The following is a 25,392-nucleotide window of genomic DNA, read 5'->3' as shown; positions in this document are numbered from 1 at the left end:
GGCCGCAGCGCCGGCCGCGCCGCGGCGCATTCCCCCTTCGGACGGAGCACCCCGCCATGCCGGGCCTGAAGGCCGCCATCCTCCCCGTCACGCCGTTCCAGCAGAACTGCGCCCTGCTCTGGGACGAGGACGCGAAGCGCGCGACCATCGTGGACCCCGGCGGCGAGGTGGACCGCATCCTCGCCGCCGTCGCCGAGCTCGGCGTGACGGTCGAGCGCATCCTGCTCACGCACGGCCATCTGGACCACGCGGGCGGGGCGGCGGAGCTGAAGGAGCGGCTCGGCGGCGCGGTGGAGATCCTCGGACCGGCGGAAGAGGACCGCTTCCTGCTCGAGGCGCTGCCGGAGCAGGGGGCGCGCTTCGGCCTCGCCTGCCGCGCGGTGACGCCGGACCGCTGGCTCGCCGAGGGCGACCGGGTGGGGATCGCCGGCATCCCCTTCGCTGTCTATCACTGCCCCGGCCACACGCCGGGCCATGTGGTGTTCGTCGCGCCGCGGGAGGGCGTGGCGGTGGTGGGGGACGTGCTGTTCCGCGGCTCGATCGGGCGGACCGACTTCCCCTACGGCGACCACGCGGCGCTGGTGCGCAGCATCCGCGAGAAGCTGTTCCCGCTCGGCGACCACATCGCCTTCCTGTGCGGGCATGGGCCCGGGAGCACGTTCGGGACGGAGCGGCGGACCAATCCGTTCGTGGGGGACGGGGCGGTGCCGGAGTGAGGCGGCACCGCCCCCGGCCGTCACACCCGCTCCACCACCATCGCGATACCCTGCCCGACGCCGATGCACATCGTCGCGAGGCCGTAGCGCGCGCCGCGCCGCTGCAGCTCGTGCACCAGGGTCTGCACCAGCCGCGCGCCGCTCATGCCGAGCGGATGGCCGAGCGCGATCGCGCCGCCGTTCGGGTTCACGTGCTCGGCGTCGTCCGGCAGGCCGAGCTGGCGCAGCACCGCCAGCGCCTGGGCGGCGAACGCCTCGTTGAGCTCGATCACCTCCATGGCGGAGAGGCCGAGCCCGCACTTCTCCAGCACCTTGCGCGTCGCCGGCACCGGGCCGATGCCCATGATGCGCGGCGGCACGCCGGCGGTCGCCACCGCCACGACGCGCGCGCGCGGCGCGAGGCCGTACTTCACCGCCGCCTTCTCGCTGGCGACGATCAGCGCGCAGGCGCCGTCGTTGACGCCCGAGGCGTTGCCGGCGGTGACGGTGCCGCCCTCCTTGCGGAATGGTGCGGGCAGCTTCGCCAGCGCCTCGAGCGTGGTGTCCGGCCGCGGGTGCTCGTCCTTGTCCACGACGACGGGGCTGCCCTTGCGCTGGGGGACGGCGACCGGGACGATCTCCTCGGCGAGACGGCCGCTCGCCATCGCCCTCGCCGCGCGCTGCTGCGAGCGGAAGGCGAAGGCATCCTGGTCGGCACGGCTGATCTGGAATTCCTCGGCGACGTTCTCCGCCGTCTCGGGCATCGAGTCGATGCCGTACTGCGCCCTCATCTTCGGGTTGACGAAGCGCCAGCCGATCGTGGTGTCGTAGATCTCGGCGGTGCGCGAGAAGGCCTCGGTCGCCTTGCCCATGACGAAGGGCGCGCGCGTCATGCTCTCGACGCCGCCGGCGATCATCAGCTCCGCCTCGCCGGCCTTGATCGCGCGCGCGGCGATGCCGACCGCGTCCATGCCGGAGCCGCACAGCCGGTTCACCGTCGAGCCGGGGATGCGGTGCGGCAGGTCGGCGAGCAGCAGCGCCATGCGCGCGACGTTGCGGTTGTCCTCGCCCGCCTGGTTGGCGCAGCCGAGGATGACATCGTCCACCGCCTCCCAGTCCACGCCGGGGTTGCGGTCCTTGAGCGCCTTGAGCGGGATGGCGGCGAGGTCGTCGGCGCGCACGGCGGCGAGCGCGCCGCCGTAGCGGCCGATGGGCGTGCGCACGGCGTCGCAGATCAGGGCCACGGACATGGCGGCGTCTCCCCTCCGATCCTGGGTGCTTCCTGGCGGCAGGCCCTACACCGGCCGCGGTGCGGCGTCCAGCAACAGCCGCGCGCGGCGCGCCCGGCGACGATGTTCCGGTTCAGCCGCGCGGGGCTTCGCCGCCGAGCGCGGCGACCGCCGCCCGCACGATCTCCTCGGGCGGCGGCACGACGGAGAGGGGAATCACGTCCGGCTCGCCGGCCGGGTCCTCGAGCGTCGCGAACTGGCTCTCCAGCAGGCCGGCCGGCATGAAGTGCCCGGCGCGCGCGGCAAGCCGCTTCGCGATCAGGGCGCGCGCGCCGGCGAGGTGGACGAAGCGCAGCCCCGGGCATGCCTGCCGCAGCCGGTCGCGATAGGCCCGGCGCAGCGCCGAGCACGCGACGACCGCGCCCGTCGCCTCCTGCGCCGCGAGCCAGGCGCCGATCGCCGCGAGCCAGGGCCAACGGTCCTCGTCCGAGAGCGGCGTCCCGGCGGCCATCTTCGCCACGTTCGCCGGCGGATGGAAGGCGTCGCCGTCGGCGAAGGGCACGCCGAGCGCGGCGGCGAGCAGCGGCCCGACCGTGCTCTTGCCCGCGCCCGAGACGCCCATCACCACGATGCGCGGCGGCGTCACCTCGGCTCCTGGTGCCCGCCGAAGCCCTTGCGCATCGCCGACAGCACCTGGTCGGCGAAGCTCCTCTCCCGTCGCGACCGGAACCGCGCGTAGAGCGCCGCCGTCAGCACCGGCGCCGGCACGGCGGTCTCGACGGCCTGCTGCACGGTCCAGCGCCCCTCGCCGGAATCGCCGACATGGCCGGAGAAGCCCTGAAGCTCCGGGTCCTCCGCCAGCGCCGCGGCGGTCAGGTCGAGCAGCCAGGAGGTGACGACGCTCCCGCGCCGCCACACCTCGGCGATGTCGGCGAGGTCGAGCGTCAGCCGCTCCTCCTCCGGCAGCTCGGGCGAGCCGGCGTGGCGCAGCAGGTCGAAGCCCTCGGCGATCGCCTGCATCATCCCGTACTCGATGCCGTTGTGGATCATCTTGACGAAATGGCCGGCGCCGTTGGGGCCGGCGTGCAGGTAGCCGCGCTCGACGCGCGGGTCGCGCTCCTCGCGATGCGGCGTGCGCGGGATGTCGCCGGGGCCCGGCGCCAGCGCGGCGAAGATCGGGTCGAGCCGGCGCACCGCCGCCTCCGGCCCGCCGATCATCAGGCAGTAGCCGCGCGCGAGGCCCCAGACGCCGCCCGAGGTGCCGATGTCGAGATAGTCCACCCCCTTCGCGCGCAGCGCGCGGGCGCGGCGGATGTCGTCCTTCCAGAAGCCGTTGCCGCCGTCGATCGCCACGTCGCCGGGCGCGAGCAGCCCGCCGAGCGCGGCGATCGCCTGCTCGGTCGCCTCGCCCGCCGGCAGCATCACCCACACCGCGCGCGGCGCGGCGAGCCGGCGCACCAGGTCGGCGAGGTCCGCCGCCGGCGCCGCGCCCTCCGCCGCCAGCGCCTGCACCGCCTTCGGGTCGCGGTCGAAGGCGACCACGCGGTGCCCGGCGCGCATCAGCCGCCGCGCGATGTTCGCGCCCATGCGGCCCAGTCCGACCAGCCCGAGTTCCATGCCCTCAGCTCCTCAGCGCCGCGCGCAGGCGGCGCATGAACCCCTCCTGCGCCGCCGGATCGAGCCAGCGCGCCACCACGACGAGCCCCGAGGAGGGCTCGATCCAGGTGAGGTTGCCCCCGGCGCCGACGGCGCAGAAGGCGTCCGGCGCGGCGGCCGGGAAGCGGCCGGCGGCGTTGAGCCACCACAGGAAGCCGTAGCTGCGGTTCAGCGGACAGGGCGTGGTGGCGAGGTCGAACCACGCCGCGGGCAGCAATTCCCGCCCCTCCCAGCGGCCGCGATGCAGGGCGAGCAGCCCGATCCGCGCCTGGTCCTCGGCATGGATCGAGACGCCGCCGCCCCAGTGCGTCCCCCCCGGCACCGACTGCACGCGCCGCCCGTCCGCGAGCGTCACCCAGGAGGTCTCGTAGCCCTCCCAGCGCCAGTCGGCGGAGGCGCCGATCGGGCCCATGATCCGCTCGGCGAACACCTCCGGCAGCGGCCGGCCGAAGCGGTGCAGCAGCGCGAGGCCGAGCGCGTTCACCCGCACGTCGTTGTATTCCCAGTGCGCGCCCGGGGCTTGCAGCGGCCGGTCGGGGTTCTTCCGCCCCTCCGCGCCGAGGTCGCGGCCGCGGTCCATCCGCTCGGACTTGCCGAACAGCTCGCCCTCCCACTCGGAGGTCAGGGTCAGCAGGTGCCGCCAGGTGACGGCGCCGTTGCGCGGCCCCGCGAAGGCCGCGTCGCGCACCGTGCGCGAGACCGGCTCGTCGAGGTCGCGGATCAGCCCGTCGCCCCAGGCGAGGCCGGCGAGCAGGCTGAGATAGCTCTTCGCCACGCTGAAGGTCTGGTCCACCTGGCGCGTGTCGCCCCAGGCGGCGACGCGGTGGCCGTGGCGCAGCACCAGCCCGTTGGCGGGCCCGCGCGGATGCACCGGGCCGACCGGCTCGTTGAAGGGGGGCGGGTCGAAGTGGCCGCGCGCCATCAGGGCGCGCAGGTCGCGCGGCCAGGGGGTCTCGTGCGCCGCGGCGAAGGCGACGGCCTCGGTCAGCGCCGAGGGGTCGAAGCCGGCCTGCTCCGGGCCGAGGGAGGGCCAGCCGGGGCCGCCGGACGCGGCGGGCGGCGGGAAGATCGCGGCGTGATCAGACATGAGGGAGGCGTGTCTCCGCGGCGAGTCCAGCGGGGAATGGGCGGAGACCATGCGGTAGCCGCGGCAATTGCGCCAGGGGCGGTTGGTTCCGTGTGCGCGGCGGATGGACGCGTTTTCACGTTTCGGTCCTTCTCACGGACCCGTGAGGGCAGTAGATTGTAGGCGTTCGGGCATTGCCTTGGACGTCTCCTCCCAAGGGTTCTTCGGAACCGAACTTCAGGCCGGCGGCGCGAGCCCCGGCCTGCTTTCTGCCGCTCGCCCCTTGCCCCTTGCGTCGCCGGCAAGGAGATCAACGCCGCCCGTGCCGCGGCGGCTCGTGCAGCAGGCGCGGGAGCAGGGCGGGCGAGCGCGGCGGCCACGGGGGCCGGTCGCGGCGGGAGGTCATTCGCCCAGCAGGGCGGCGCGCAGCGCCTCCCAGCTCGCGCGGTCGGGGGCGCCGATCAGGCCGCCCGTGTGTTCCAGGGGCGAATAGGGGCTGCCGTCGAAGCGCGCGGCGTAGCCGCCGGCCTCGCGGTGCAGCAGCCAGCCCGCCGCGTGGTCCCAGGGCAGGAGGCGGTGGTAGAGGAAGGCGTGGATGTGCCCGCCCGCCGCCAGGCGGTAGTCGTGGGCGGCGCAGCGGAACTGCACGGCCGCCGCGAGCCGCGGCAGGTTGGCCGCGACCCGCGCCCGCAGCGGCGCCGGCAGGTAGGCCCAGGAGACGGCGCCCACCATCCGCCCGACCGGAACCGGCGCGGCGACGCGCAGATCGCCGACGCGGCGGCCCTCGGCGTCCTCCACCCAGGCGCCCTCGCCGCGCAGCGCGAGCGCCGTGTCGTCGCCCATCGGGTCGTGGATCCAGCCCGCGACCACCTCCCCGCGCAGGATCGCCGCCGCCATGCAGCCGAACAGCGGCAGGCCGGCGGCGAAATTCGCGGTGCCGTCCACGGGGTCCACGACGAAGGCGAGATCCGCGTCGCGCAGCCGGGCGAGCACGCCCGGATCGGCCGCCGCCGCCTCCTCGCCGACCACGAGGCAGCCCGGGAAGCGCGCGGCGAGGCCGGCCTCGATCCTCCGCTCCGCCGCCTCGTCGGCATCGGTGACGAGGTCGAGCGGCCCGCTCTTGGCGCGCACCGCCTCCGGCGCGAGGCGGCGGAAGCGCGGCAGGATCTCGGCCCGCGCCGCCGCGCGCAGCAGCGCGGCGACGTCGGAGACGGCGCGCGCGCCGAGGCGGGGGTGCGCCGGGCCCGTCACGGGGCGGAGCGCTGCTCGAACCGCGCGCGGTCGGAGGGATGCAGGCGCACGGTGACGCGGATCGCATCCTCGGCGTCCTCGCGCCGCAGCACCTCGCCGTGCTGGTAGAGCCAGGCGAGGCGCGCGCCGTCCGCGGGCGGGATCGCGTATTCGGCGATCTCCAGCCCGGCGGCGAGACGCTCGTCGAGGATGTGCCGCAGGGTCTCCAGCCCCTCTCCGGTGAGCGCGGAGACGGCGATCGCGGTCGTCGCCTGGCCGGGAACCTGCGCGACGCCGCCGAGGAGGTCGGCCTTGTTCAGCACCTCGATCACCCGCGCCGGCCAGTCGGGGTCGAGCGTCGCGTCCGGCCCCTCGGCCATCTCGGCCAGCACGCGCAGCACGTCGGCGCGCTGCGCCAGCGTGTCGGGGTGGGAGACGTCGCGCACGTGCAGGATGATGTCGGCCGCCGCCACCTCCTCGAGCGTGGCGCGGAAGGCCTCGACGAGCTGGTGCGGCAGGTCGGAGATGAAGCCGACCGTGTCGGAGAGGATCGCGGTGCGCCCCGAGGGCAGCCGGATCGCGCGCATGGTCGGGTCGAGGGTCGCGAAGAGCTGGTCCTGCGCATAGACCCCGGCGCCGGTCAGCGCGTTGAACAGCGTGGACTTGCCGGCGTTGGTGTAGCCGACGAGCGCGATCACCGGATAGGGCACGCGCTCGCGCGCGCGGCGGTGCAGGCCGCGGGTGCGGCGCACCTGCTCCAGCTCCTTCTTCAGCTTGACGATGCGCTCGCCGATCAGGCGGCGGTCGATCTCGATCTGCGATTCGCCGGGGCCGCCGAGGAAGCCGAAGCCGCCGCGCTGGCGCTCGAGGTGGGTCCAGCTCCGCACCAGGCGGGTGCGCTGGTACTCGAGGTGGGCGAGCTCGACCTGCAGCGCGCCCTCCTTCGTGCGCGCGCGCTCGCCGAAGATCTCGAGGATCAGGCCGGTGCGGTCTATGACCTTGCAGCCCCATGCGCGCTCGAGGTTGCGCTGCTGCACCGGGGAGAGCGCGGCGTCCACCACCGCCACGGTCACGCCCTGGGCGGCGATCGCCTGTTTCGCCATCGCCACCTGCCCCTCGCCGAGCAGGGTGGAGGGCCGCGGCGCGCGCAGCGGATGGATCGCGGTGTGGACGACGGTCAGGCCGATCGAGGCGGCGAGGCCCATCGCCTCGGCGAGCCGCGCCTCGGCGGCGCGCTGGGCGCTCCCGCCGCCGTTCGGCGACGGACCGGCGGGGCCGGCGGCGGCGCCGAAAGGCGCCACGCGCTGCGGGCGCTCGAGCGGCAGGATCACGGCCGCGCGGGTGGGGCCGTGTCCCGTGCCGTCCCCGGCAACGGGCCGAGGAGCGCCGTTCTCAGCCGCCACCGGCGTGGGTCACCTCGCGGTGGCCGCCGAGGCGCATCGTGCCGCCTTCGCTGCGCGCCGAGGCGGCGGCGCCCTCGCGCTGCTGCGCGGCGGCCTGCGCGGCAGCCGTCGCGTCGAAAAGCTGGATCGGCGCGCCCGGCATCACCGTGCTGATGGCGTGCTTGTAGACGAGCTGGGTGTGGCCGTCCCGCCGCAGCAGGACGGAAAAATTGTCGAACCAGGTGATGATCCCCTGCAGCTTGACGCCATTCACCAGGAAGATGGTGACGGGGGTCTTGCTCTTGCGGACGTGGTTGAGGAACACGTCCTGCACGTTCTGGGACTTCTCGGCGGCCACGGCGCGGTCCTTCTTGTTGTTCGTCGGCTCCCAGAGGTCTTCTCGCCGGGCGTCCCCTGCCCTGGCTTGCCCCGGTCCTTCAGCAATGGCGATGCGGCGCGCTCTTGGCAAGACAGAGGAGGTGCGCAGCCAGTGCATGACCGTCGGCGAAGGCTGCATCCGGGGCCGCGTTGCCGATGCCGCCGTCGTGCTCCGCCGCGCCGAGCAGCACCGCGGCGCAGCCCGCCGCGCGCGCCGCCTGCATGTCGAGCGCGGTATCGCCGACATACCAGACCGGGGCGGAGCCGGGCGCGACCCCGCAGGCCGCGAGCGCCATCCGCAGCGGCGCCGGGTCGGGCTTGTCGGCGGCGGCGTCGCCGGCGCCGACGAGGGCGCGGAACCGGTCCGCCCAGCCGAGATGCGCCGCCTCGGCGCGCAGCAGCGGGCCCTGCTTGTTGCTGACCACGCCCTGCGGCGCGAGGAGGGCGGCGGCGCGGAGCGCCGCCTCGGCGCCCGGCATCGGCCTCAGCACGGCGAGGTGCCGGGCGCGGACCTCGGCGTAGAAGATCTCGCGCGCGCGCTCCCAGTCCGGGCCGAAGATCTCCGGGAAGCTCTCGCGCAGCGAGCGGCGCACGCGGGCCCTCACCTCCTCGAGGCTCCAGCCGGGCAGGCCGAAGGCGCGGAAGGCGGCGTTCAGCCCGGCGGCGATCGCCGCCCAGCCGTCCACCAGCGTGTTGTCCCAGTCCCAGAGGATGGCGGCGGGCCGGGGCAGCGCGCCGGGCGCAGGGGGCAGTGGCGCCGTCACGCCGCTTCGTTCCGCGGCGGCCCCTTCACGTGGCGCGCGAAGAGGTCGAACAGCCGGCGCGTGACCGGGCCCACCCTGCCGTCGCCGACCGGCCGCCCGTCCAGCCGCGTGATCGGCTTCACGAAGGAGGTCGCGGAGGTGAGGAAGGCCTCGCGCGCGCGGCGCGCCTCCTCGACGGTGAAGGCGCGCTCCTCGCAGGGGATGCCGGCCGCGCGCAGCTCGGCGAGCAGGGCGCCGCGGGTGCAGCCGGGCAGGATGGCGTGGTCGAGGTGGCGGGTGCGCAGCGCGCCGTGCTCGTCCACGATCCAGAAATTGGTCGCCGCCCCCTCGGTGATGACCCCGCTGGGCTCGTCGTAGAGCACCGCCTCCAGCGCGCCCTGCTCCTTCGCCGCCTGGCGGGCGAGGACGTTGGGCAGCAGGTTGACGCTCTTGATGTCGCGCCGCGCCCAGCGGAGATCGGGGAGCAGGATCGCCGCGGCGGCCCAGGAATCCACGTCCGTCGGGAAGGGCGGGATGCGCTTGATGGTGACGACCAGCGCCGGCGGGACGGGCTTCGCAGGAAAGGCGTGGTCGCGCCGCGCGACGCCGCGCGTCACCTGCATGTAGAGAAGGCCCTCGGCGACGCGGTTGCGGCGCGCCACCTCGCGCAGCACGAGGCGGAGCGCGGCGCGCGGCATCGGCATCGGCAGCCGGATCTCGCGCAGGGACCGCTCCAGCCGGTCGAGGTGGCGGTCCTCGTCTATCAGCCGGCCGTCGTAGACGTGCACCACCTCGTAGATGCCGTCGCCGAATTGGTAGCCGCGGTCCTCGATGTTCACCGCGGCGTGGCGCTGCGGCAGGTAGCGGCCGTTGACGTAGGCGATCCGCGACATGTTCCCCCTTCCCCCGGCGCGCGCCGTCTTGGCCCGTCGTCTCAGCCGCCGGGCGCGGCGGCGCCCGGCGGGACCGCCGCCGCCCCGGCCTGGCTCGCGGCGTTCGCCCCCTGCCGGTCGTCCGTGTGCACGCCGAGGAACTTCAGCTTGCGGTGCAGCGCGCTGCGCTCCATGCCGACGAAGTTGGCGGTGCGGCTGATGTTGCCGCCGAAGCGCAGGAGCTGCGCCTCGAGGTACTGCTTCTCGAACAGCTCGCGCGCCTCGCGCAGCGGCAGCGTCATGATCTCGCTCGAGCGGTCGAGCTTGAGCACGGCCGGCGCCGCGGCGCCGACCTGCGGCGGCAGCATGTCGGCCCGGATCGGGTCCCTGGCCTCGCCCGGCGCCATGATCAGCAGCCAGTCGATCAGGTTGCGCAGCTCGCGCACGTTGCCGGGCCAGTCGTAGGCCTGCATCGCGGCGAGCGCGTCCTCGGCCAGCTCGCGCGGCGGCAGGCCCGAGGTCTCGACGGAGCGGGCCATGAAGTGGCGCGCCAGCACCGGCACGTCCTCGCGCCGCTCGCGCAGCGGCGGGACCTTCAGCGGCACCACGGCCAGGCGGTAGTAGAGGTCCTCGCGGAACCGCCCGGCGGCGATCTCGGCCTGCAGGTCGCGGCTGGTGGTGGCGAGCACGCGCACATCCACCTTCACCCGCGTCGCGCCGCCGACGCGCTCGAAGCCCTGCTCCTGCAGCGCGCGCACGATCTTGCCCTGGGTCTCGAGCGGCATGTCCGCCACCTCGTCGAGCAGCAGCGTGCCGCCGTGCGCGCGCTCCAGCACACCGGCGCGGCGCGGCTGCGCGACCGGGTCGGGGCCGGCCTCGACGCCGAACAGCTCCTCCTCGAAGCGCGCCGGGTTGAGGGTGGCGCAGTTGAGCGCGACGAAGGGGCCGTCGGCGCGGCGCGAGCGCGCGTGGATCATGCGCGCCGCGACCTCCTTGCCCGACCCTGCCGGGCCGGTGATCAGCACCCGGCTGCCGGTCGGCGCCACCTTCTCGATGGCGTTGCGGAGCTGGGCCATCACCGAGGAGACGCCGATGAGCTCGGCCTCCGCCCCGGCGCGCAGGCGGAGCTCGGAGTTCTCGCGCCTGAGGCGCGCCGCCTCCAGCGCGCGGGCGATGACCAGCAGCAGGCGGTCGGCCTTGAAGGGCTTCTCGATGAAGTCGTAGGCGCCCTGCTGGATCGCCTGCACCGCCATCTCGATGGTGCCATGGCCGGAGATCATGACGCAGGGAACCTGCGGCTCCTCGCTCTGCATCACGGAGAGGAGGCCGAGCCCGTCGAGGCGCGAATTCTGCAGCCAGACGTCGAGGATGACGAGCGAGGGCCGCCGCTGCCGGAACGCCGCCAGCGCCGAGTCGCTGTTGTGCGCCTGGCGGCACTCGTAGCCCTCATCCGTCAGGATGCCCTCGATGAGGGCGCGGATGTCGGGCTCGTCGTCCACGATCAGGATCTCATGCGCCATGCGCGAGCCTCACCCCCTCCCCCTCCGTGCGCGACTCCGCGGCGGCCCCGGTCCGCAGCGGCAGGATCAGCACCGCCCGGGCGCCGGGCCCGTCCGGCCGGTCCTCCAGGGCCAGCCTGCCCCCATGGTCCTCCATGATCTTCTTCACGATGGCAAGGCCGAGTCCGGTTCCTTTCGCCTTGTGGGTGACGTAGGGCTCGGTCAGCCGCTCGCGCTCCTCGCCCTGGGGCAGGCCGATCCCGTCGTCGGTCACCGCGAGGCTCGCGGTCTCCTCGCCGATCTCGAGCGAAACGACGATGCGCCCGGCCGGTGCCGCGGCGGCGCCCGCCGGCGCGGCGGACGCGGCGGCGCCCTCGTCCTCCCGGTCCGTTCCGTCGCCGGCGCGGTCCGGGCCCGCCGCGTCGCGCTCCCGCCGCATGGCGATGGCATCGGCGGCGTTCTGCAGCAGGTTGGTCAGCGCCTGGCCGAGCAGGCGGCGGTCGCAGGGGATCGCCGGGGCGTCCTCCGGCAGGCGCGCCTCGTAGGCGATCTCGGGGTGGGCGTTGCGCTGCAGGAGGAGCGCTTCGCGCACCACCTGGCCCACGTCCTCGGGCCGGATCACCGGCTGCGGCATGCGGGCGAAGGCGGAGAACTCGTCCACCATCCGCCCGATGTCGCCGACCTGGCGGACGATGGTGTCGGTGCAGGACTTGAACGTCTCGGGGTCGGACCGGATCTCCTTGAGGTAGCGCCGCTTCAGCCGCTCGGCGGAGAGCTGGATCGGCGTCAGCGGATTCTTGATCTCGTGCGCGATGCGCCGCGCGACGTCCGCCCACGCCGCCTTGCGCTGGGCGGCGAGCAGCTCGGTGATGTCGTCGAAGGTGAGCACGTAGCCCGCCACCGCCCCGCCCTGCGTCATGCCGCCGATGCGCGCGAGCAGGGTGCGCCGGTGCGCGGGCGGGCCGATGCGGATCTCGGCGGTGTGCGAGCGCTCCGGCGCGGCGCGCGCCTGCTCGAGCAGGGGGGCGAACTCCGGCACCACGCCGGCCATCGGCAGGCCGATCGCGGCGTCCATGTCCACCCCGAGCAGAGCCGAGGCGCTGCGGTTGGGCAGGTTCACCCGCCCGTCCGGGTCGAGGCCGACCACGCCGGCAGAGACGCCGGCGAGCACCGTCTCGGTGAAGCGCCGCCGCTCGTCGATCTGCCGGTAGGCCTCCATCAGCTCGGCCCGCTGCGCGGCGAGCTGGCTCGTCATGCGGTTGAAGGCGCGCGAGAGGGAGGCGATCTCGTCGTCGGCGCGCCCCTCCTTGACCCGCGTCGTGAGGTCGCCGGCGCGCACCCGCTCGGCCGCGGTGATCAGGCGCGAGATCGGGCGCGCGAGCTGGTTCGCCAGCACCAGGCCGATCAGCACCGCCGCGAGCAGCACGAGCAGCGCGGCGATGGCGAAGATCATCGCGAAGGTGATCTGCAGCCCGCCGCGGTTGCGGTCGAGCTCCGCGTATTCCTGGTAGGCGAGCGCGGTGGTGCGCATGTGCTCCAGCACGCCCGGGTCGAGCGGCCGGTCCACCAGCAGCATCAGCCCCGGCCCGACGTTGAGGCTGACCAGGGCGCGCACCCGGCTCTCGGAGTCGCTCGGCAGCACCGCGACCTCGCCGGCCTGCGCCGCCTCGAGCGCCCAGTCGGGCAGGTCGGAGAGGTCCGGCGGCGGCGCCTCGCCGGCGTGGGCGGCGACGACGCGCTGGCCGGGCTCGAACACGGTGGCCGAGGTGAGGCCGAGCAGGCTGGCCTGGAAGGCCAGCGTGTCGGCGAAGGGGATCGGCCCCGGGCGCAGCACGACGATGCGGTTCAGCTCGTTCGCCATCGCCAGCGCGTCGGCGCGGATCGCGTTGCGGTGCTCCTCGAGATAGGCGCGGCTCGCCTGCAGGCTGGCCTCGAGCGCGGTCTGGACGCGATCGCTGAACCAGGCCTGGATGCCGAGGTTGAAGAACACCGCGGCGAAGCCCGCGACCAGCAGCGCCGGCACCACCGCCACCACGCCGAACAGCAGCACGAGGCGCACGTGCAGGCGCGAGCCGGCCGAGCCGCGGCGCCGCTCCAGCCACATGCGGACCAGCCGCGCCGCGAGCAGGGCGACGAGCAGCAGCACGAAGGCGGCGTTGACCAGCACCAGGCCGACCACCTGGCCCGGGCTGGTCGGCCCGAGCGGACTGCCCCCGGACAGCACCACGAAGGTCGCGACGCCGATCGCCAGCGCGCCGAGGGCGAGGCCGAGCGTGACGGCGCGGCCGAGCAGCCGGTCGCCGAGGCGGCGGACCAGCGGCCCCGCCTCGTCGTCGCCGCCGTCATCGCCGTTGCCGCGCGGCGGCAGCGCCCCGCCGATGCCGCCGGCCGGCGGCGGCGCATCCCGGCCGGCGCCGCGCCGGCGCCGCAGGAGGGCGGCCAGCCCGGTCACGGGAGCGGGCCGGGGCCGCCGACGCCGCTGCCGCGCACCACGGGCAGGTCGAGGTCGCGCAGCTTCTTGCGCAGCGTGTTGCGGTTCAGGCCAAGCATCGCCGCCGCCTTGATCTGGTTGCCGCGGGTGGCGGCGAGGACGAGGCGCAGCAGCGGCCGCTCGACCTCGGCGAGCACGCGGTCGTAGAGGTCGCGGATCGGCATGCCGTCGCGATGCGCCGCGACGAAGGCGGCGAGGTGACGCTCGATCGCCTGCTCGAGCGTCGCCGCGCCGGCAGGGGAGCCGCCGCCTTCCGGCACGGCCGGGGCGGCGGCGCCGGCTTCCGCCTCGGCCAGCTCGGCGGCGACCACCTCGGCGCCGATCACCTCCTGCGGGTAGAGCGCGGCGAGGCGGCGCATCAGGTTCTCGAGCTCGCGCGCGTTGCCCGGCCAGGCGTGCTGCTTCAGCCGCTCCAGCGCTCCCTCGTCGAGCCGCTTGGCCGGCAGGCCGGCCGCCCGGGCGCGGTCGAGGAAGTGGCGCGCGAGCAGGGGGATGTCCTCGCGCCGCTCGCGCAGCGGCGGCAGGCGGATGGGCACGACGTTGAGGCGGTAGAACAGGTCCTCGCGGAACAGCCCCTGCCGGATGAGCTGGCGCAGGTCGCGGTGGGTGGCGGCGACGATGCGGACATTGGCCTTGATCGGCGTCCGCCCGCCGACGGTGGTGAACTCCCCCTCCTGCAGCACGCGCAGCAGGCGGGTCTGGGCCTCGGGAGGCATGTCGCCGATCTCGTCGAGGAACAGCGTGCCGCCGGCGGCCTGCTCGAAGCGCCCGACGCCGCGCGTCAGCGCGCCGGTGAAGGCGCCGCGCTCGTGGCCGAACAGCTCGCTCTCGATCAGCTCGCGCGGGATCGCGGCCATGTTGATGGCGACGAAGGGGCCGCCGCGGCGGCGGCCGTGCTCGTGCAGCGCGCGGGCGACCAGTTCCTTGCCGGTGCCGCTCTCGCCGGTGATCATCACCGTGAGGTCGGTGGTGGTGAGGCGGGCGACGGTGCGGTAGATCTCCTGCATCGCCGGGCTGCGGCCGATCAGCGGCAGGCGCTGCCCGGCCTCCTCGCCCTCGGCGGCGCCCTCGGCGGCGGCCGGCGCCGGGGGGCGCGCCAGCGCGCGCTCGACCACGGCGAGCAGCTCCTTCAGGTCGAAGGGCTTGGGCAGGTACTCGAAGGCGCCACGCTGGGCCGCCTTCACAGCGGTCAGGAACGTGGACTGCGCGCTCATCACGACGACGCGCAGGTCGGGCCGCACGCGCCGGATGCGCGGCACCAGGTCGAGACCGTTCTCGTCCGGCATCACCACGTCGGTGATGACGAGGTCGCCCTCGCCGTCCTCGACCCAGCGCCACAGCGTGCCGGCGGAGGAGGTGGCGCGGACGTGATAGCCGCTCCGCCCCAGCGCCTGGCTCAGCACGGTGCGGACCGCGCGGTCGTCGTCGGCGATCAGGATGGTGCGCGGCGCCTCGCTCGTCGTCACTCTGCGCCTCCGTCGGCGGCGGCGCCGGGCGGCGCCGCGGGCAGGGAGAGCCGGAACACGGTGCGGCCGGGCCGGCTGTCGCACTCGATCAGCCCGCCCTGGTCGGCGACCAGCTTGGCGACCAGGGCGAGGCCGAGGCCCTGGCCGCCGCGCTTGGTCGTCACGAAGGGCTCGAACAGCGTCGCGCGCACCCGCTCGTCTATGCCCGGGCCGTTGTCGCGCACCGTCACCTGGAGCGGCAGGTGCACGCGCTCCCGCGAGCCGGGGACGGCGATGCGCACGCCGTGGTGGTAGGCGGTGGCGAGCACGATCTCGCCGCTCCGCGGGTCCACCGCCTCGGCCGCGTTCTTCACCAGGTTGAGCAGGATCTGCACGAGCTGGTCGCGGTTGCCCCAGACCGGCGGCAGGGACGGGTCGTAGTCCTGCACGATGCGCAGATGGGAGGCGAAGCCGCTCTGCGCCACCCGCCGCACATGGTCGAGCACCTGGTGGATGTTGACCGCGGCCTTCTCCACCGGCCGATCCGAGAACATCTCCATCCGGTCCACCAGGGTGCGGATGCGGTCCGCCTCCTCCTGGATGAGCTGGCACAGCTCGCGGTCGGCCTCGGCGGCGGACTGCTCGAGGAGCTGCGCCGCCCCGCGGATGCCGGAGAGCGGATTCTTCAGCTCGTGCGCCAGCATCGCCGCCATCGCGCTCGTCCCCCGGGCGGCGCCGCGGAAGTTGAGCTGGCGGTCGAGCATCTGCGCGGTCGAGCCGTCCTGCAGCGTCAGCACCACCCCGCCCGGCAGCTCGGGCAACGGCGCGGCGTGCGCGGTGACGCCGCGCCGCAGCAGGCGCGGGCTCTCGAGCGCGAGGTCGTGGTCGGAGACCGGCGCGTCCAGCCGGCGCACCTGCGCGAGCAGGGCGAACAGCCGGTTGTCGCGCGGCAGCAGCTCGGCGAGCGGGGTCGCGGCGAGCGAGGCGGCGGAGAGCCCGAAGAACTGCTCGGCGGCGGGATTGGCGGCGCGGAACCGGTCCTCGGCGTCGAGCGCCACCACCGCGACGGGGAGCGCCGAGAGCACCGCCGCGGCGTCCGGCGGCACGCCGAGCGCGGCGGGGGCGGCACGCGCCGACCGCGCCGCAGCGGGGCGCACGCCGGCGGCGCGGGTGTCGGCGCCGCCTCCGCTCATGCCGCCCAACGCTCCTCCTCGCCGGCCTCCGCCTCCGCCGCGGCGCCGCGGGCGGCGAAGCCGGCGCGCACCGCCGCGACGCCGCGCTCGATCAGCGGCCCGTAGAAGTCGAGGATCAGCCGCTCCGCCGCCTCGGGCGTCTCGGCGCGGTTGACCGCGACACGGAACTCCGCCGAGCCGGGCAGCCCCCTGGAGTACCAGGCGAGGTGCTTGCGCGCGACCCGCACGCCCGCCTGCGCGCCGTGATGCGCGAGCATGGCGCGGAAATGCCCGAGCAGGATGGCGAGCTGCTCGGCGAGCGGCGGCTCCTCCGGCACGACGCCGGTGCGGAGATAGTCGGCCACTTGGCGCGGGAACCAGGGGCGGCCGTAGCAGCCGCGGCCGATCATCACGCCGTCGGCGCCGGAGCGGCGCAGCGCCTCCGCCGCGTCCTCCGGGGTGACGATGTCGCCGTTGGCGATCACCGGGATCGAGACCGCCTCCTTCACCCGCCGGATGAAGTCCCAGTCCGCCTTGCCGGAGTAGAACTGCTGGCGGGTGCGGCCGTGGACCGTGACCATGCGGACGCCGCACTCCTCGGCGATGCGGGCGAGGCGCGGCGCGTTGAGCGAGGCGTGGTCCCAGCCCATGCGCATCTTGAGCGTCACCGGCCGGTCCGGCACCGCCTTGACGGTCGCCTCCAGGATGCGCGCGGCGTGGACCTCGTCGCGCATCAGCGCGCTGCCGGCCTGCTGGCCGATGGCGATCTTCTTGACCGGGCAGCCGAAATTGATGTCCACGATCGCCGCGCCGCGGTCGGCCACCATCCGCGCCGCCTCGGCCATCACCGCGGGCTCGCAGCCGGCGAGCTGGACGGAGGAGGGGCGGTCGGGACCCTCGGCGGGCTCCACCTCGGCCATCTTCAGCGTCTGCCGGTTCTCGCGGATCATCGCCTGGGAGGCGATCATCTCGGAGACGACGAGTCCTGCCCCCTGCGCGCGGACGAGGCGGCGAAAGGGCAGATCCGTCACGCCGGACATGGGCGCGAGGATGACGGGTGTGGCGATCCGGACGCCCGCTCCGAGGTCAATCGGTCGCAGCATGGGCACCGCTTCGCCCGATCGGGCCGGAGTGCATATCATTTGGGCAAAATAGGCCGCGACGGCGACCGCGGCAATGCGCCTCGCGCCGCCGCGCCGCAGCGGCTAAAGGCGCGCCATGGAGATCGCCGCGCTGCTGATGGCCGCGGGCCGGGGAAGCCGGTTCGGCGGCGAGACACCGAAGCAGTTCCTGCCCCTCCTCGGCCTCCCCGTGATCCGCTGGGCGGCCGAGTCGCTCCTCGCCGAGGGACGGGTGGACGCCCTGCTGCCGGTCTGCGCGCCGGAGGAGGCGCCGCGCGTCGCCGCGGCGCTGGAAGGCCTGCCCGGCCTGCGGCCGCCGGTCGCCGGCGGCGCCACCCGCCGGGAGAGCGTCCGCGCCGGGCTCGAGGCCCTCGCCGCCGCCGCGGCGCCGCCACGCCTCGTGCTGGTGCACGACGCGGCGCGCCCCTTCGTCCCCCCCGGCACGGTCGGCCGGCTGCTCGCGGCGCTGGAGCGGGCCCCGGGCGCGATCCCGGCCCAACCGGTCGCCGACACCCTCAAGCGCGCCGAGGGCGGCCGCATCGTCGCGACGGTGCCGCGCGAAGGGCTCTACCGCGCCCAGACGCCCCAGGGATTCCGCTTCGCCGCGCTGCTCGCCGCCCACCGCGCCGCGCGGGACGAGGCCACCGACGACGCCGCGCTGCTCGAGGCGGCGGGCGAAGCGGTGGCGCTGATCCCGGGCGCGGAGACGAACGTGAAGATCACCTTCCCCGAGGACCTCGCCCGCGTGGAATCGCTGCTGCTCGCCCGCCTGATCCCGCGCACCGGCACCGGCTTCGACGTGCACCGCCTGGTCGAGGGCCGGCCGCTCGTGCTGTGCGGCGTGACCATCCCCTTCCCGCTCGGCCTCGCCGGGCACTCCGACGCCGATGTCGGCATCCATGCGCTGTGCGACGCGATCTATGGCGCGCTCGCCGAGGGCGACATCGGCCGCCACTTCCCGCCCTCCGAGGCGCGCTGGAAGGACGCCGACAGCGCCGCCTTCCTGCGCCACGCCGCCGCCCGCATCGCCGCCCGCGGCGGGGTGCTGGCGAGCGCCGACGTGACGCTGATCTGCGAGCGGCCGAAGATCGCGCCGCACGCCGCGGCGATGCGCGCCCGCCTCGCCGCCCTGCTCGGCACGCCGGTCGAGCGCGTCTCGGTCAAGGCGACGACCACGGAGGGGCTGGGCTTTGCCGGGCGCGGCGAGGGCATCGCGGCGCAGGCCGCGGCGACGGTGCTGCTGCCGCCCTGAGGCGAGGCGCACCGCCGGGGATCAGCTTCCCGCCGCCGTCTCCGCGCGCACCCAGGCGAGGAACTCGGCGTCGCCGCAGGCGGCCGGGAGGGCGAGGATGCAGGGCAGCGTGTAGCTGTGGAGGGCGCGGATGCGCGCCCGCAGCGCCGCGAAGCGCGCGGCGGTGGTCTTGGCGACGAACGCCGCCTCCGCCGCCTCCTCCAGCCGGCCCTGCCAGCGATAGATCGCGGTGTGGCCGGGCAGCACGTTGACGCAGGCGGCGAGGCGCTCCTCGACCAGCGCGCGGCCGATGCGACGCGCCTCCTCCGCATCCGCGGCGGTGACATAGACCCAGAGCACCGCGTCGTCCTCGAGCGTGACCGTCGCCATCCGCGCCCCCTTCGCGCCGCACCTCCGGGAACCGCGGGCAAGATGGGCGCGGTCCGCGGCGCCGGCAACGCCGCGCCGGGCCAGCGGCGGCCGCCCTACCCGGCCCGCTGGTCCTCCGCCGCTGGCGGCGACTCGCCGGAGTGGCCGGCTCCGGACGGCCGGCAGGCCCGATCAGGTCGCGGCGCAGGAACCACAGCTCGACCGGCGATTCGCCCGGGCCGGGCTGCGGCCTGGTCAGGCGGAGCAGCGCGCGGTCCCCTTCGAGACGCAGCAGCATCCACTCGTTCACGCGAAAGGTCGTCAGGCAGCGCCCCGCGTCGAGCGCCTCGGCGACGGTGCGGCGGCGGTCAGCCGGGGTCCGCGCGTCGGCCGCCGGGACCTCGCCGCGCACCACGCGCAGCGGGCCGGGCACGGCGCAGCCCACCGTGCCGTCGGCCCGCACCCGCCAGCCGAAGGTGCCGCCGGGCGGCGACACGCCGCCACGGGCGGCTTCGGCGGCGCGCGCCGCGCCGCCGCCCGCCGCCCCGGCGCCGGTGGAGGCGGCCTGCACCGGGTCCGCATCCGGCGGCGATGCGTCGTCCTCGCCGCGCGCCTGCGGCTCGCCCTCGCCACCCCGGCCCGGGCGGGACTGGGCCGCCCCGGCGTCGCGCCGGACCGCCACCGGCTGCGCCGCCGCCATTGCCGCCCGCGGCCGGCTGATTCCGGTCCGCGGCGGCTCTTCCAGCAGGGCGCAGCCGCCCAGTCCGGCCGGGAGAGGCAGCAGCAGCGGCAGCAGGCATTCGATCCGGATACGCATGAGACTCGGCCCGTCGTGCCGCAACGTCAGCACGCGGCGAGTCCGCGCGGGCCAGGCGCCCTCCGCGCCCCGCCCGGCCTCAGCCCAGCCGCTCGAGGATCGAGACGTAGTTCGCCACCGCCGCGCCGCCCATGTTGAACACGCCGCCGAGATCGGCCTTCGGCAGCTGCATCGCCCCGGCGGTGCCGGTGAGCTGCATCGCCGCCAGCGCATGCATCGAGACCCCGGTGGCGCCGATCGGGTGGCCCTTGCTCTTCAGTCCGCCGGAGCGGTTGACCGGCAGCCGCCCGTCGGCCGCGGTCCAGCCCTCGAGCGCGGCGCGCGCGCCCTGGCCCGCCGGCGTCAGGCCCATCGCCTCGTACTCGATCAGTTCGGCGATGGTGAAGCAGTCGTGGGTCTCGACGAAGGAGAGGTCGGCAAGCCGCACCCCCGCCTGGTCGTAGGCGCGGGCCCAGGCCTCGCGCGCCCCCTCGAAGCGGACGATGTCGCGCGCGGCGATGGGGAGGAAGTCGTTGACCTGCACCGCGGCGCGGAAGCGCACCGCCTTGCTCATGGCGCGCGCCGTCTCCTCGTCGGTCAGCACCAGCGCCGCGGCGCCGTCGGAGACGAGCGAGCAGTCGGTGCGCTTGAGCGGGCGCACGACGTAGGGGTTCTTCTCGCTCTCCCGGCGGCAGAATTCGTAGCCGAGATCCTTGCGCATCTGCGCCCAGGGGTTGTCCACGCCGTTGCGGTGGTTCTTGGCGGCGATCGCGGCGAGGGCGTCGGACTGGTCGCCGTGGCGCTGGAAGTAGGCCTCGGCGATGCGGGCGAAGACGCCGGCGAAGCCGCCCTCGATGTCCTGCTCCGTCCTACGGTAGCTGGCGGTGAGCAGGATGTCGCCGACCTTCGGCCCGGGCACCGCCGTCATCTTCTCCGCCCCGACGACGAGCGCGAAGCGCCCGCGCCTCGCGGCGAGGAAATCGAGCGCGCCGTGGATCGCGGCGCTGCCGGTGGCGCAGGCGTTCTCGAACCGGGTGATCGGCCGGAAGCGCAGCTCGGGCAGCGACTGCAGCACGAGCGAGGCGGGGAAGCCCTGCGGCGTGAAGCCCTCGCCGAACACGCCGACGAAGCCGGCGTCGATCTCGGAGGGCGCGATGCCGGCGTCCTCGACCGCGGCGCGGGCGACGCCGGCGATCAGGGTCTCGAGGTCGGGCGCGTCCTCGAGCTTGCCGAAACGGCTGTGGGCCCAGCCGACGATGCAGGCGTTGCGCGCGGACATGGCGGGACGCTCCGGTGGAAAGGGAACCGGAGGCAATGTAGGGCGGCCCGCCCCCGGCGGGAACCGCGCTGCGGGCGCGCCGGACGAGACACGCCGGGCGCGGATCGCCGCCGGGACGGGCGGGAGTGCGAATCCGCCCGCCGGACGCTGCGCCGAGGCCAGTGCGGCGAGCCGGCCCTCCTTCCCGCAGCGCGCGAGGGCCTCCGCGCGGCGCGTAGGCGGGAGGCCCAGCGCGGTCGGGTCGCCGCCGATCCGCAGCCGCTGATCGCCCCGGGCGCCGACCGGCACGCGCGTGCCGGCCGCAACTGCGGCGGGCAGTGGAGCGGATCCGCGGGCGCGAGTGCGCAGATTGGCGGCAAGAGCCGACGCGATCCGGGGCTTCCGGGGCGCGGCAAGGCTGAGGAAGAAACGGCGAGGCGGCGGCAGGCGGGGGCCAACGCCTGGTCCCGCCGCCAAACCCTCGCAGGGAGCGGGCGTCCGGGTCGCTCTCCTCCGCCCCGCAAGCATTCGCAAAGGCCGGTGGAGGCGGCCTGCGCCGTCCCGGCCGGCACAACGACGGCGGGCCGGACGGCGGCGGGCGACCCGAGCGTCAACAGGGGCTGCGACCGTCCCTGCGTCGCCGCGGCCGCGGACATGCTCGCCCCGTCTCGGGGCGGAGGGCCACCCCGCCCGCAAGGGCGGCAGACGTGACCAGTGCCGCACAGGCCTGATCGCCACGGTGGGTTCCCGGCACGACTGTCCTGCGCGTCCGGACGGCGGCTCTGCGGTCGCGCGAACGCTATCGCCGCCGCCAGGCAAGGACGGCGGAGGTGGAGAGGGCGACGGGAAGGCACCTGAGGGGCGAAGCAGGCGCGCCGCAGGCCGACCGGAATCGTCGCATGAATGCCGTTTGCACGCCCCATTCCCGCCCGGCGGCACGGAGAGGATCACACTCGGCGGGCGGTGCGCCCGGTGGTGGCCGCCGCCGTTCGGGATGGAGCGGCCGTAGCGATGGCCGGCGCCATCCCGGGTTGCCACGAGACCAATAATTCGTATATTGCCTTCTGCATTCACGCAAACGTGAGCGCCACGAAGCAAGAGGCCCCGCACCATGGCCACGGCTCCGTCCCGTCCCGCCGACACCCCGTCGGCTGATCGCAACGTCACCCCAGGCACCGGCCGGCTGGCCGCAGGCACCAACCGCGGCACGGCGTTGCGCGAACTGGTGCTGCGCCGCGCCGCGGTGCGGGTCGCGCGCGAGCGCAACCTCGCCGCCGGCCCGCCGCCCGACGATGCCGAGGTGGCCCGCATGGTGGCCGAGTTCCTCGCACGTGGCGGCCAGGTGACGCGCTGCGCCACCGCCCATCTCGCTCCGGTCCACAACGGCGCCGGCCGCGAGGCCCGCGACTGGACCCTCTGAGCCGCACCATGCCCCTCGCTCGTTGGCATGACGCCACGCCGGCGCAGCGGCTGCGGGCGGCCGCCGCGTCGGTCCTCGCCGCCGCGGAACGGTCCCCCGGCCTGCGCGACCGCCTCGCGCGGTGGGTCCGGCGCGCGACCTACCGTCCGGAGCGGCACTACATGCGCGGTGGCCGCGGCACGGCGGCGCAGCGCGGCTGACGGAGCGGACCGGCCGCCGCCGGCCTGCCGTCCCGCTCGCCGCGGCGGCGCCCGTCCGTCTATCGTGCCACCCGGGTCAGGCCGCGCGTCGGGCGCGCCGACCGCCGGGGAGGGCAACGCATGGCAGCGGCGAAGCGGTTCCGCTTCCTTCTGGTCAGTCCCTACAGCCTGAGCGAGCGGGCGGCCTTCCAGCCGGGCCCGCGCACCGGCCCGAAGGAGGCGCAGCTCCCCAACTACGCCGGCATCGCGCACCTGCTCGAGGACGTGGAGTGGGAGCTGCATCCGGGCGCGCCGGCGACGCACGGCGACTGGCCGGTCGAGCTGCGCGAGGAGTTCGCCATCACCGGCGTCAACCGCCTGCCCATCGTGCGCGAGGCGTGCGCGAGCGGGCGCTACGACGCCGTGGTGCTGCTCGGCGGCGGCGATCCGGGCTACCTCGCGGCGCGCGAGATCGGCCACCGCCACGGCGTGCCGGTGACCTCCTGCGCACATGCGCAGATGCACATCGCCGGGATGCTGGGGGCGCGCTTCTCGGTGCTCGACATCTCCGAGGTGCACAACATGCGCATGGCCGACCTGGTGCGGCTCTACGCGATGACCGAACGCTGCGCCTCGATCCGCAACCTCGACCATCCCCTGCCGCGCCCGGCGGCGGCGGGGCGGCCCACGCTGCTCGGCGAGGAAGAGAAGGCGGCGCGCGGCGAGCCCTCCTCGATGCTGGAGGCGGCGGTCAGGGAAGCGGTCGCCGCGATCGAGGAGGACGGGGCGGAGGTGCTGATCCTCGGCTGCTCCGCCGCCTACTGGCTGCAGCGCCCGCTCGGGCGGCGCCTGGCGGAGCTCGGCTGGGACGTGCCGGTGCTCGAGGGCTACGGCTGCGCGATCGAGATGGCGAAGACGCTGGTCAACCTGCGCGTGGACGCGAGCGGCCTCGCCTTCCCGCGCGATCCGCCGCGGCGGTCGCGGCGGCGCAAATTCGTCTGAGCGGCGCGCCGCGCCTGCCGCCGCGGGTCTCGAGCCGTTTCCGGCCGTCCGCGACCGCGCTAGCAGCCCAGCTCGGCGAGGAACGCCTCGTAGGCCGCGGCGACCGCCCCCGGCGTCTGCGCGGCGGAGTAGTGGCCGGTCGGCAACTCGATCAGCCGCGCACCGCGGATCGCGCGCGCCACCGGCTCGACCAGCGCGCGCGGGCGCAGCGTGTCGTGCGTGCCGGCGATCACCAGCGTCGGGCAGGCGACGCGGGCGAAGTCCGCCTCCATGTCGAGGTGGACCAGCATGCGGTAGATCGCCGCGAAGCTCGCCGGATCGGTGCCCAGCCAGCGGGCGCGGAAGCGGGCGAAGCGCGCGGGATCGGTGCGCAGCACCTCCGGGTAGCCCGCCGCCATCGCGGTCTCGACCACCGCGCGCAGCCCCTCGCGCTCCATCCGCTCGGCGTATTCGAGCAGGCCGGCCCTGCGCTCCGCCGCCACGCCGCAGGCGGGGCTCGACGCGATCAGCGCGCGGGTGCGCTCGGGCCGGCGCGCCGCGAAGCGGATGGCGATGGCGGCGCCGACCGCATTGCCGGCGATCGCGACCGGCGCCGCGACGCCGAGCGCATCGAGCAGCGCCGCGATGTCGGCGGTCAGCACGTCGATGTCGAGCCGGCCGCGCACCTTCTCGCTCATGCCGGCGCCGCGCAGGTCCATGCGCAGCACGCGGCGCCGCCGCGCCAGCGCAGGCGCGACCTCGTCCCAGCTGTTGAGCGTGCCGCCCATCTCGTGCACCAGCACCAGGGTGGACGGCCCCTCGCCGCTGAGGTCGTAGCGCAGCGCCGTGCCGTTGACCTCGATCCAGTCCATTGCGCGCCTTCTCCCCCGAACTGCGCTCGAGCCTACCGAGCCCGGCCGCGGCCCGGCAACCGCCGCGCTGGCGGGGCGGCGGCGCCAGGGTTAGGCTCGCCCCGCCGCCACGGAGGAGACGCGCCATGCCGACCGTGCCCGCCGACCGCCTGCGCGAGATCGCCCGCGCCCTGCTCGTCGGCGCCGGCGTGCCGGAGGAGGAGGCAGCGACGGTCGCGCGCTTCTGCATCGGCGCCAACCTCGCCGGCCACGACTCGCACGGCATCATCCAGATCCCCGACTACATCGCGCGCATCCGGCGCGGCCACATCGTGCCCGGCGCGCCATGGGAGATCGTGCGGGAATCCGCCACCACCACCGTCGTGGACGGCCACTGGGGCTTCGGCTACGTGGTGACCGAGCGGGCGATGCGCCACACGATCGAGAAGGCGCGCAAGGCCGACGTCGCTGCCGCCACCGTGTTCCGCCAGGGCCATATCGGGCGCCTCGCCGCCTATCCGCTGATGGCCGCCGAGGCCGGGATGATCGGCCTGATCGCCGCCGACTCGGGGCGCTCGCCCAAGGCGGTCGCGCCCTTCGGTGGGCGCGAGGCGCGGCTCGGCACCAACCCGATCGCGATCGCCGTGCCTTCCGACCTCGACGGGCCGCTGTTCATCGACATGGCGACCTCCGCCGTCGCGGTCGGCAAGGTGAAGCTCGCCGAGGCGCGGGGGCAGGAGATCCCACGCGGCTGGGTGGTGGACAGCGACGGCCAGCTCACCACCGACCCGGGGCGCCTCGCCGGCGGCGCGCTGCTGCCGCTCGGCGGGCCCGGCGAGGGCTACAAGGGCTACGGCCTCGCGGTGATGGTGGAGATCCTGTGCGGGCTGCTCACCGGCCTCGGCTTCGGCGTCGAGCCCTCGGGGCGGCACAACGACGGCTGCTTCCTCGCCGTGTTCCGGGTGGACGCCTTCCGCCCGCTCGCCGAGTTCCGCGCCGAGGTGGCGGCGTTCGCCCGCTACCTCAAGGCGACGCCGCCCGCCGCGGGCAGCGAGGGCGTGCTCTACCCCGGCGAGATCGAGCATCGGCGCGAGCGCGAGCGCGCCGCGAACGGCATCGCGATCGAGGACGCCACCTGGAACCGGCTGCGCGCGCTGGCCGAGGAGTTCGGCCTCGCCGACCGCCTCGGCTTCGCCGCGGCCTAGGTCCTGGACTCAAACCGTGTCCACAGCCGGATGGCGGCGAGGGCGACGGTGGAGAGGTAGTTGCGTGCGAGCTTGTCGAAGCGTGTGGCGATGCGGCGGAAATGCTTGAGGCGATTGAAGCAT

The 25,392-nt window shown here is 75.3% G+C and carries 23 protein-coding genes; 6 read left to right on the top strand and 17 right to left on the bottom strand.

Annotated elements, in window-relative coordinates; all coding sequences use genetic code 11:
* Positions 1-56: 56 nt before the first annotated feature.
* Entirely contained in the window at positions 57-716 is a 660-nt protein-coding gene (locus tag K1J50_RS08120; RefSeq protein WP_304502907.1) for an MBL fold metallo-hydrolase, read from the top strand.
* Positions 717-736: 20 nt separating this feature from the next.
* On the opposite strand, the gene pcaF is transcribed toward K1J50_RS08120, so the two are convergent.
* From pcaF to dusB, 14 genes are all read right to left on the bottom strand, one after another.
* Positions 737-1,945 (bottom strand): 3-oxoadipyl-CoA thiolase, encoded by a 1,209-nt coding sequence (pcaF, locus tag K1J50_RS08115; RefSeq protein WP_220117209.1) that lies wholly within the window; start codon positions 1,943-1,945, stop codon positions 737-739.
* Positions 1,946-2,057: 112 nt separating this feature from the next.
* Positions 2,058-2,570, bottom strand: coding sequence for a gluconokinase (locus K1J50_RS08110; protein ID WP_369413551.1), 513 nt, complete (start codon positions 2,568-2,570; stop codon positions 2,058-2,060).
* Positions 2,567-3,541: a phosphogluconate dehydrogenase (NAD(+)-dependent, decarboxylating) gene (gene gnd / locus K1J50_RS08105; protein ID WP_220117208.1), complete on the bottom strand. Its 975-nt coding sequence runs from the start codon at positions 3,539-3,541 to the stop codon at positions 2,567-2,569. Before gnd ends, K1J50_RS08110 begins: the two co-directional genes overlap by 4 nt.
* Positions 3,542-3,545: 4 nt before the next feature.
* Positions 3,546-4,667, bottom strand: coding sequence for a serine hydrolase domain-containing protein (locus tag K1J50_RS08100; RefSeq protein WP_220117207.1), 1,122 nt, complete (start codon positions 4,665-4,667; stop codon positions 3,546-3,548).
* A 381-nt stretch (positions 4,668-5,048) separates the two neighbouring features.
* Positions 5,049-5,897: an inositol monophosphatase family protein gene (locus K1J50_RS08095; RefSeq protein WP_220117206.1), complete on the bottom strand. Its 849-nt coding sequence runs from the start codon at positions 5,895-5,897 to the stop codon at positions 5,049-5,051.
* Entirely contained in the window at positions 5,894-7,279 is a 1,386-nt protein-coding gene (gene hflX, locus K1J50_RS08090; protein ID WP_220117205.1) for a GTPase HflX, read from the bottom strand. Before hflX ends, K1J50_RS08095 begins: the two co-directional genes overlap by 4 nt.
* The gene (gene hfq, locus K1J50_RS08085; RefSeq protein ID WP_220117204.1) at positions 7,269-7,616 is read right to left on the bottom strand and encodes an RNA chaperone Hfq; all 348 of its coding nucleotides are present in this window, start codon (positions 7,614-7,616) and stop codon (positions 7,269-7,271) included. The genes hflX and hfq overlap by 11 nt, the downstream gene beginning before the upstream one ends.
* Positions 7,617-7,695: 79 nt before the next feature.
* Entirely contained in the window at positions 7,696-8,400 is a 705-nt protein-coding gene (locus tag K1J50_RS08080; protein WP_369413550.1) for an HAD family hydrolase, read from the bottom strand.
* The gene (locus K1J50_RS08075; protein WP_220117203.1) at positions 8,397-9,272 is read right to left on the bottom strand and encodes a D-amino-acid transaminase; all 876 of its coding nucleotides are present in this window, start codon (positions 9,270-9,272) and stop codon (positions 8,397-8,399) included. Before K1J50_RS08075 ends, K1J50_RS08080 begins: the two co-directional genes overlap by 4 nt.
* Before the next feature lie 41 nt (positions 9,273-9,313).
* Positions 9,314-10,771, bottom strand: coding sequence for a nitrogen assimilation response regulator NtrX (ntrX, locus tag K1J50_RS08070; RefSeq protein WP_220117202.1), 1,458 nt, complete (start codon positions 10,769-10,771; stop codon positions 9,314-9,316).
* Entirely contained in the window at positions 10,761-13,118 is a 2,358-nt protein-coding gene (locus K1J50_RS08065; protein WP_220117239.1) for a sensor histidine kinase NtrY-like, read from the bottom strand. The genes ntrX and K1J50_RS08065 overlap by 11 nt, the downstream gene beginning before the upstream one ends.
* Positions 13,119-13,198: 80 nt before the next feature.
* Positions 13,199-14,707, bottom strand: coding sequence for a nitrogen regulation protein NR(I) (gene ntrC / locus K1J50_RS08060; protein ID WP_220117201.1), 1,509 nt, complete (start codon positions 14,705-14,707; stop codon positions 13,199-13,201).
* Positions 14,704-15,879 (bottom strand): two-component system sensor histidine kinase NtrB, encoded by a 1,176-nt coding sequence (locus K1J50_RS08055; protein WP_220117200.1) that lies wholly within the window; start codon positions 15,877-15,879, stop codon positions 14,704-14,706. The genes ntrC and K1J50_RS08055 overlap by 4 nt, the downstream gene beginning before the upstream one ends.
* The gene (dusB, locus tag K1J50_RS08050) at positions 15,876-16,961 is read right to left on the bottom strand and encodes a tRNA dihydrouridine synthase DusB (protein ID WP_255575063.1); all 1,086 of its coding nucleotides are present in this window, start codon (positions 16,959-16,961) and stop codon (positions 15,876-15,878) included. The genes K1J50_RS08055 and dusB overlap by 4 nt, the downstream gene beginning before the upstream one ends.
* Positions 16,962-17,076: 115 nt before the next feature.
* On the opposite strand from dusB, the gene K1J50_RS08045 reads away from it, so the two are divergent.
* Positions 17,077-18,231, top strand: a complete 1,155-nt coding sequence (locus K1J50_RS08045; RefSeq protein WP_220117198.1) for a bifunctional 2-C-methyl-D-erythritol 4-phosphate cytidylyltransferase/2-C-methyl-D-erythritol 2,4-cyclodiphosphate synthase — start codon at positions 17,077-17,079, stop codon at positions 18,229-18,231.
* A 21-nt stretch (positions 18,232-18,252) separates the two neighbouring features.
* Here the strand turns inward: K1J50_RS08045 and cutA are convergent, their stop codons facing one another.
* Entirely contained in the window at positions 18,253-18,600 is a 348-nt protein-coding gene (cutA, locus tag K1J50_RS08040; RefSeq protein WP_220117197.1) for a divalent-cation tolerance protein CutA, read from the bottom strand.
* A gap of 875 nt (positions 18,601-19,475) precedes the next feature.
* A complete protein-coding gene (locus K1J50_RS08035; RefSeq protein ID WP_220117196.1) occupies positions 19,476-20,654 on the bottom strand; it encodes an acetyl-CoA acetyltransferase in 1,179 nt (392 codons plus the stop codon).
* A 1,090-nt stretch (positions 20,655-21,744) separates the two neighbouring features.
* Between K1J50_RS08035 and K1J50_RS08030 the strand changes: the two genes are divergently transcribed.
* From K1J50_RS08030 to K1J50_RS08020, 3 genes are all read left to right on the top strand, one after another.
* The gene (locus tag K1J50_RS08030) at positions 21,745-22,053 is read left to right on the top strand and encodes a hypothetical protein (protein ID WP_220117195.1); all 309 of its coding nucleotides are present in this window, start codon (positions 21,745-21,747) and stop codon (positions 22,051-22,053) included.
* Between the two features lie 8 nt (positions 22,054-22,061).
* A complete protein-coding gene (locus tag K1J50_RS08025) occupies positions 22,062-22,253 on the top strand; it encodes a hypothetical protein (RefSeq protein WP_220117194.1) in 192 nt (63 codons plus the stop codon).
* A gap of 120 nt (positions 22,254-22,373) precedes the next feature.
* Positions 22,374-23,234 (top strand): aspartate/glutamate racemase family protein, encoded by an 861-nt coding sequence (locus tag K1J50_RS08020; protein ID WP_220117193.1) that lies wholly within the window; start codon positions 22,374-22,376, stop codon positions 23,232-23,234.
* A gap of 59 nt (positions 23,235-23,293) precedes the next feature.
* Here K1J50_RS08020 and K1J50_RS08015 read toward each other — a convergent pair whose 3' ends face one another.
* A complete protein-coding gene (locus K1J50_RS08015; protein WP_220117192.1) occupies positions 23,294-24,085 on the bottom strand; it encodes an alpha/beta fold hydrolase in 792 nt (263 codons plus the stop codon).
* A gap of 125 nt (positions 24,086-24,210) precedes the next feature.
* On the opposite strand from K1J50_RS08015, the gene K1J50_RS08010 reads away from it, so the two are divergent.
* A complete protein-coding gene (locus tag K1J50_RS08010; protein WP_220117191.1) occupies positions 24,211-25,269 on the top strand; it encodes an Ldh family oxidoreductase in 1,059 nt (352 codons plus the stop codon).
* Positions 25,270-25,392: the final 123 nt, after the last annotated feature.

This window comes from Caldovatus aquaticus (assembly GCF_019458025.1).
Lineage (GTDB): Bacteria > Pseudomonadota > Alphaproteobacteria > Acetobacterales > Acetobacteraceae > Caldovatus > Caldovatus aquaticus.
This window is presented reverse-complemented; position numbering and strand designations above follow the sequence as displayed.

Excerpts from the sequence above, each read along its gene's own strand:
- K1J50_RS08035 (WP_220117196.1), bottom strand. The coding sequence starts at position 20,654 with ATGTCCGCGCGCAACGCCTGCATCGTCGGCTGGGCCCACAGCCGTTTC.
- ntrX (WP_220117202.1), bottom strand. The coding sequence starts at position 10,771 with ATGGCGCATGAGATCCTGATCGTGGACGACGAGCCCGACATCCGCGCC.
- dusB (WP_255575063.1), bottom strand. The coding sequence starts at position 16,961 with ATGCTGCGACCGATTGACCTCGGAGCGGGCGTCCGGATCGCCACACCC.
- K1J50_RS08020 (WP_220117193.1), top strand. The coding sequence starts at position 22,374 with ATGGCAGCGGCGAAGCGGTTCCGCTTCCTTCTGGTCAGTCCCTACAGC.
- K1J50_RS08025 (WP_220117194.1), top strand. The coding sequence starts at position 22,062 with ATGCCCCTCGCTCGTTGGCATGACGCCACGCCGGCGCAGCGGCTGCGG.
- K1J50_RS08120 (WP_304502907.1), top strand. The coding sequence starts at position 57 with ATGCCGGGCCTGAAGGCCGCCATCCTCCCCGTCACGCCGTTCCAGCAG.
- gnd (WP_220117208.1), bottom strand. The coding sequence starts at position 3,541 with ATGGAACTCGGGCTGGTCGGACTGGGCCGCATGGGCGCGAACATCGCG.
- K1J50_RS08045 (WP_220117198.1), top strand. The coding sequence starts at position 17,077 with ATGGAGATCGCCGCGCTGCTGATGGCCGCGGGCCGGGGAAGCCGGTTC.
- K1J50_RS08055 (WP_220117200.1), bottom strand. The coding sequence starts at position 15,879 with ATGAGCGGAGGCGGCGCCGACACCCGCGCCGCCGGCGTGCGCCCCGCT.
- K1J50_RS08015 (WP_220117192.1), bottom strand. The coding sequence starts at position 24,085 with ATGGACTGGATCGAGGTCAACGGCACGGCGCTGCGCTACGACCTCAGC.
- K1J50_RS08100 (WP_220117207.1), bottom strand. The coding sequence starts at position 4,667 with ATGTCTGATCACGCCGCGATCTTCCCGCCGCCCGCCGCGTCCGGCGGC.
- K1J50_RS08030 (WP_220117195.1), top strand. The coding sequence starts at position 21,745 with ATGGCCACGGCTCCGTCCCGTCCCGCCGACACCCCGTCGGCTGATCGC.
- pcaF (WP_220117209.1), bottom strand. The coding sequence starts at position 1,945 with ATGTCCGTGGCCCTGATCTGCGACGCCGTGCGCACGCCCATCGGCCGC.
- K1J50_RS08010 (WP_220117191.1), top strand. The coding sequence starts at position 24,211 with ATGCCGACCGTGCCCGCCGACCGCCTGCGCGAGATCGCCCGCGCCCTG.
- cutA (WP_220117197.1), bottom strand. The coding sequence starts at position 18,600 with ATGGCGACGGTCACGCTCGAGGACGACGCGGTGCTCTGGGTCTATGTC.
- K1J50_RS08075 (WP_220117203.1), bottom strand. The coding sequence starts at position 9,272 with ATGTCGCGGATCGCCTACGTCAACGGCCGCTACCTGCCGCAGCGCCAC.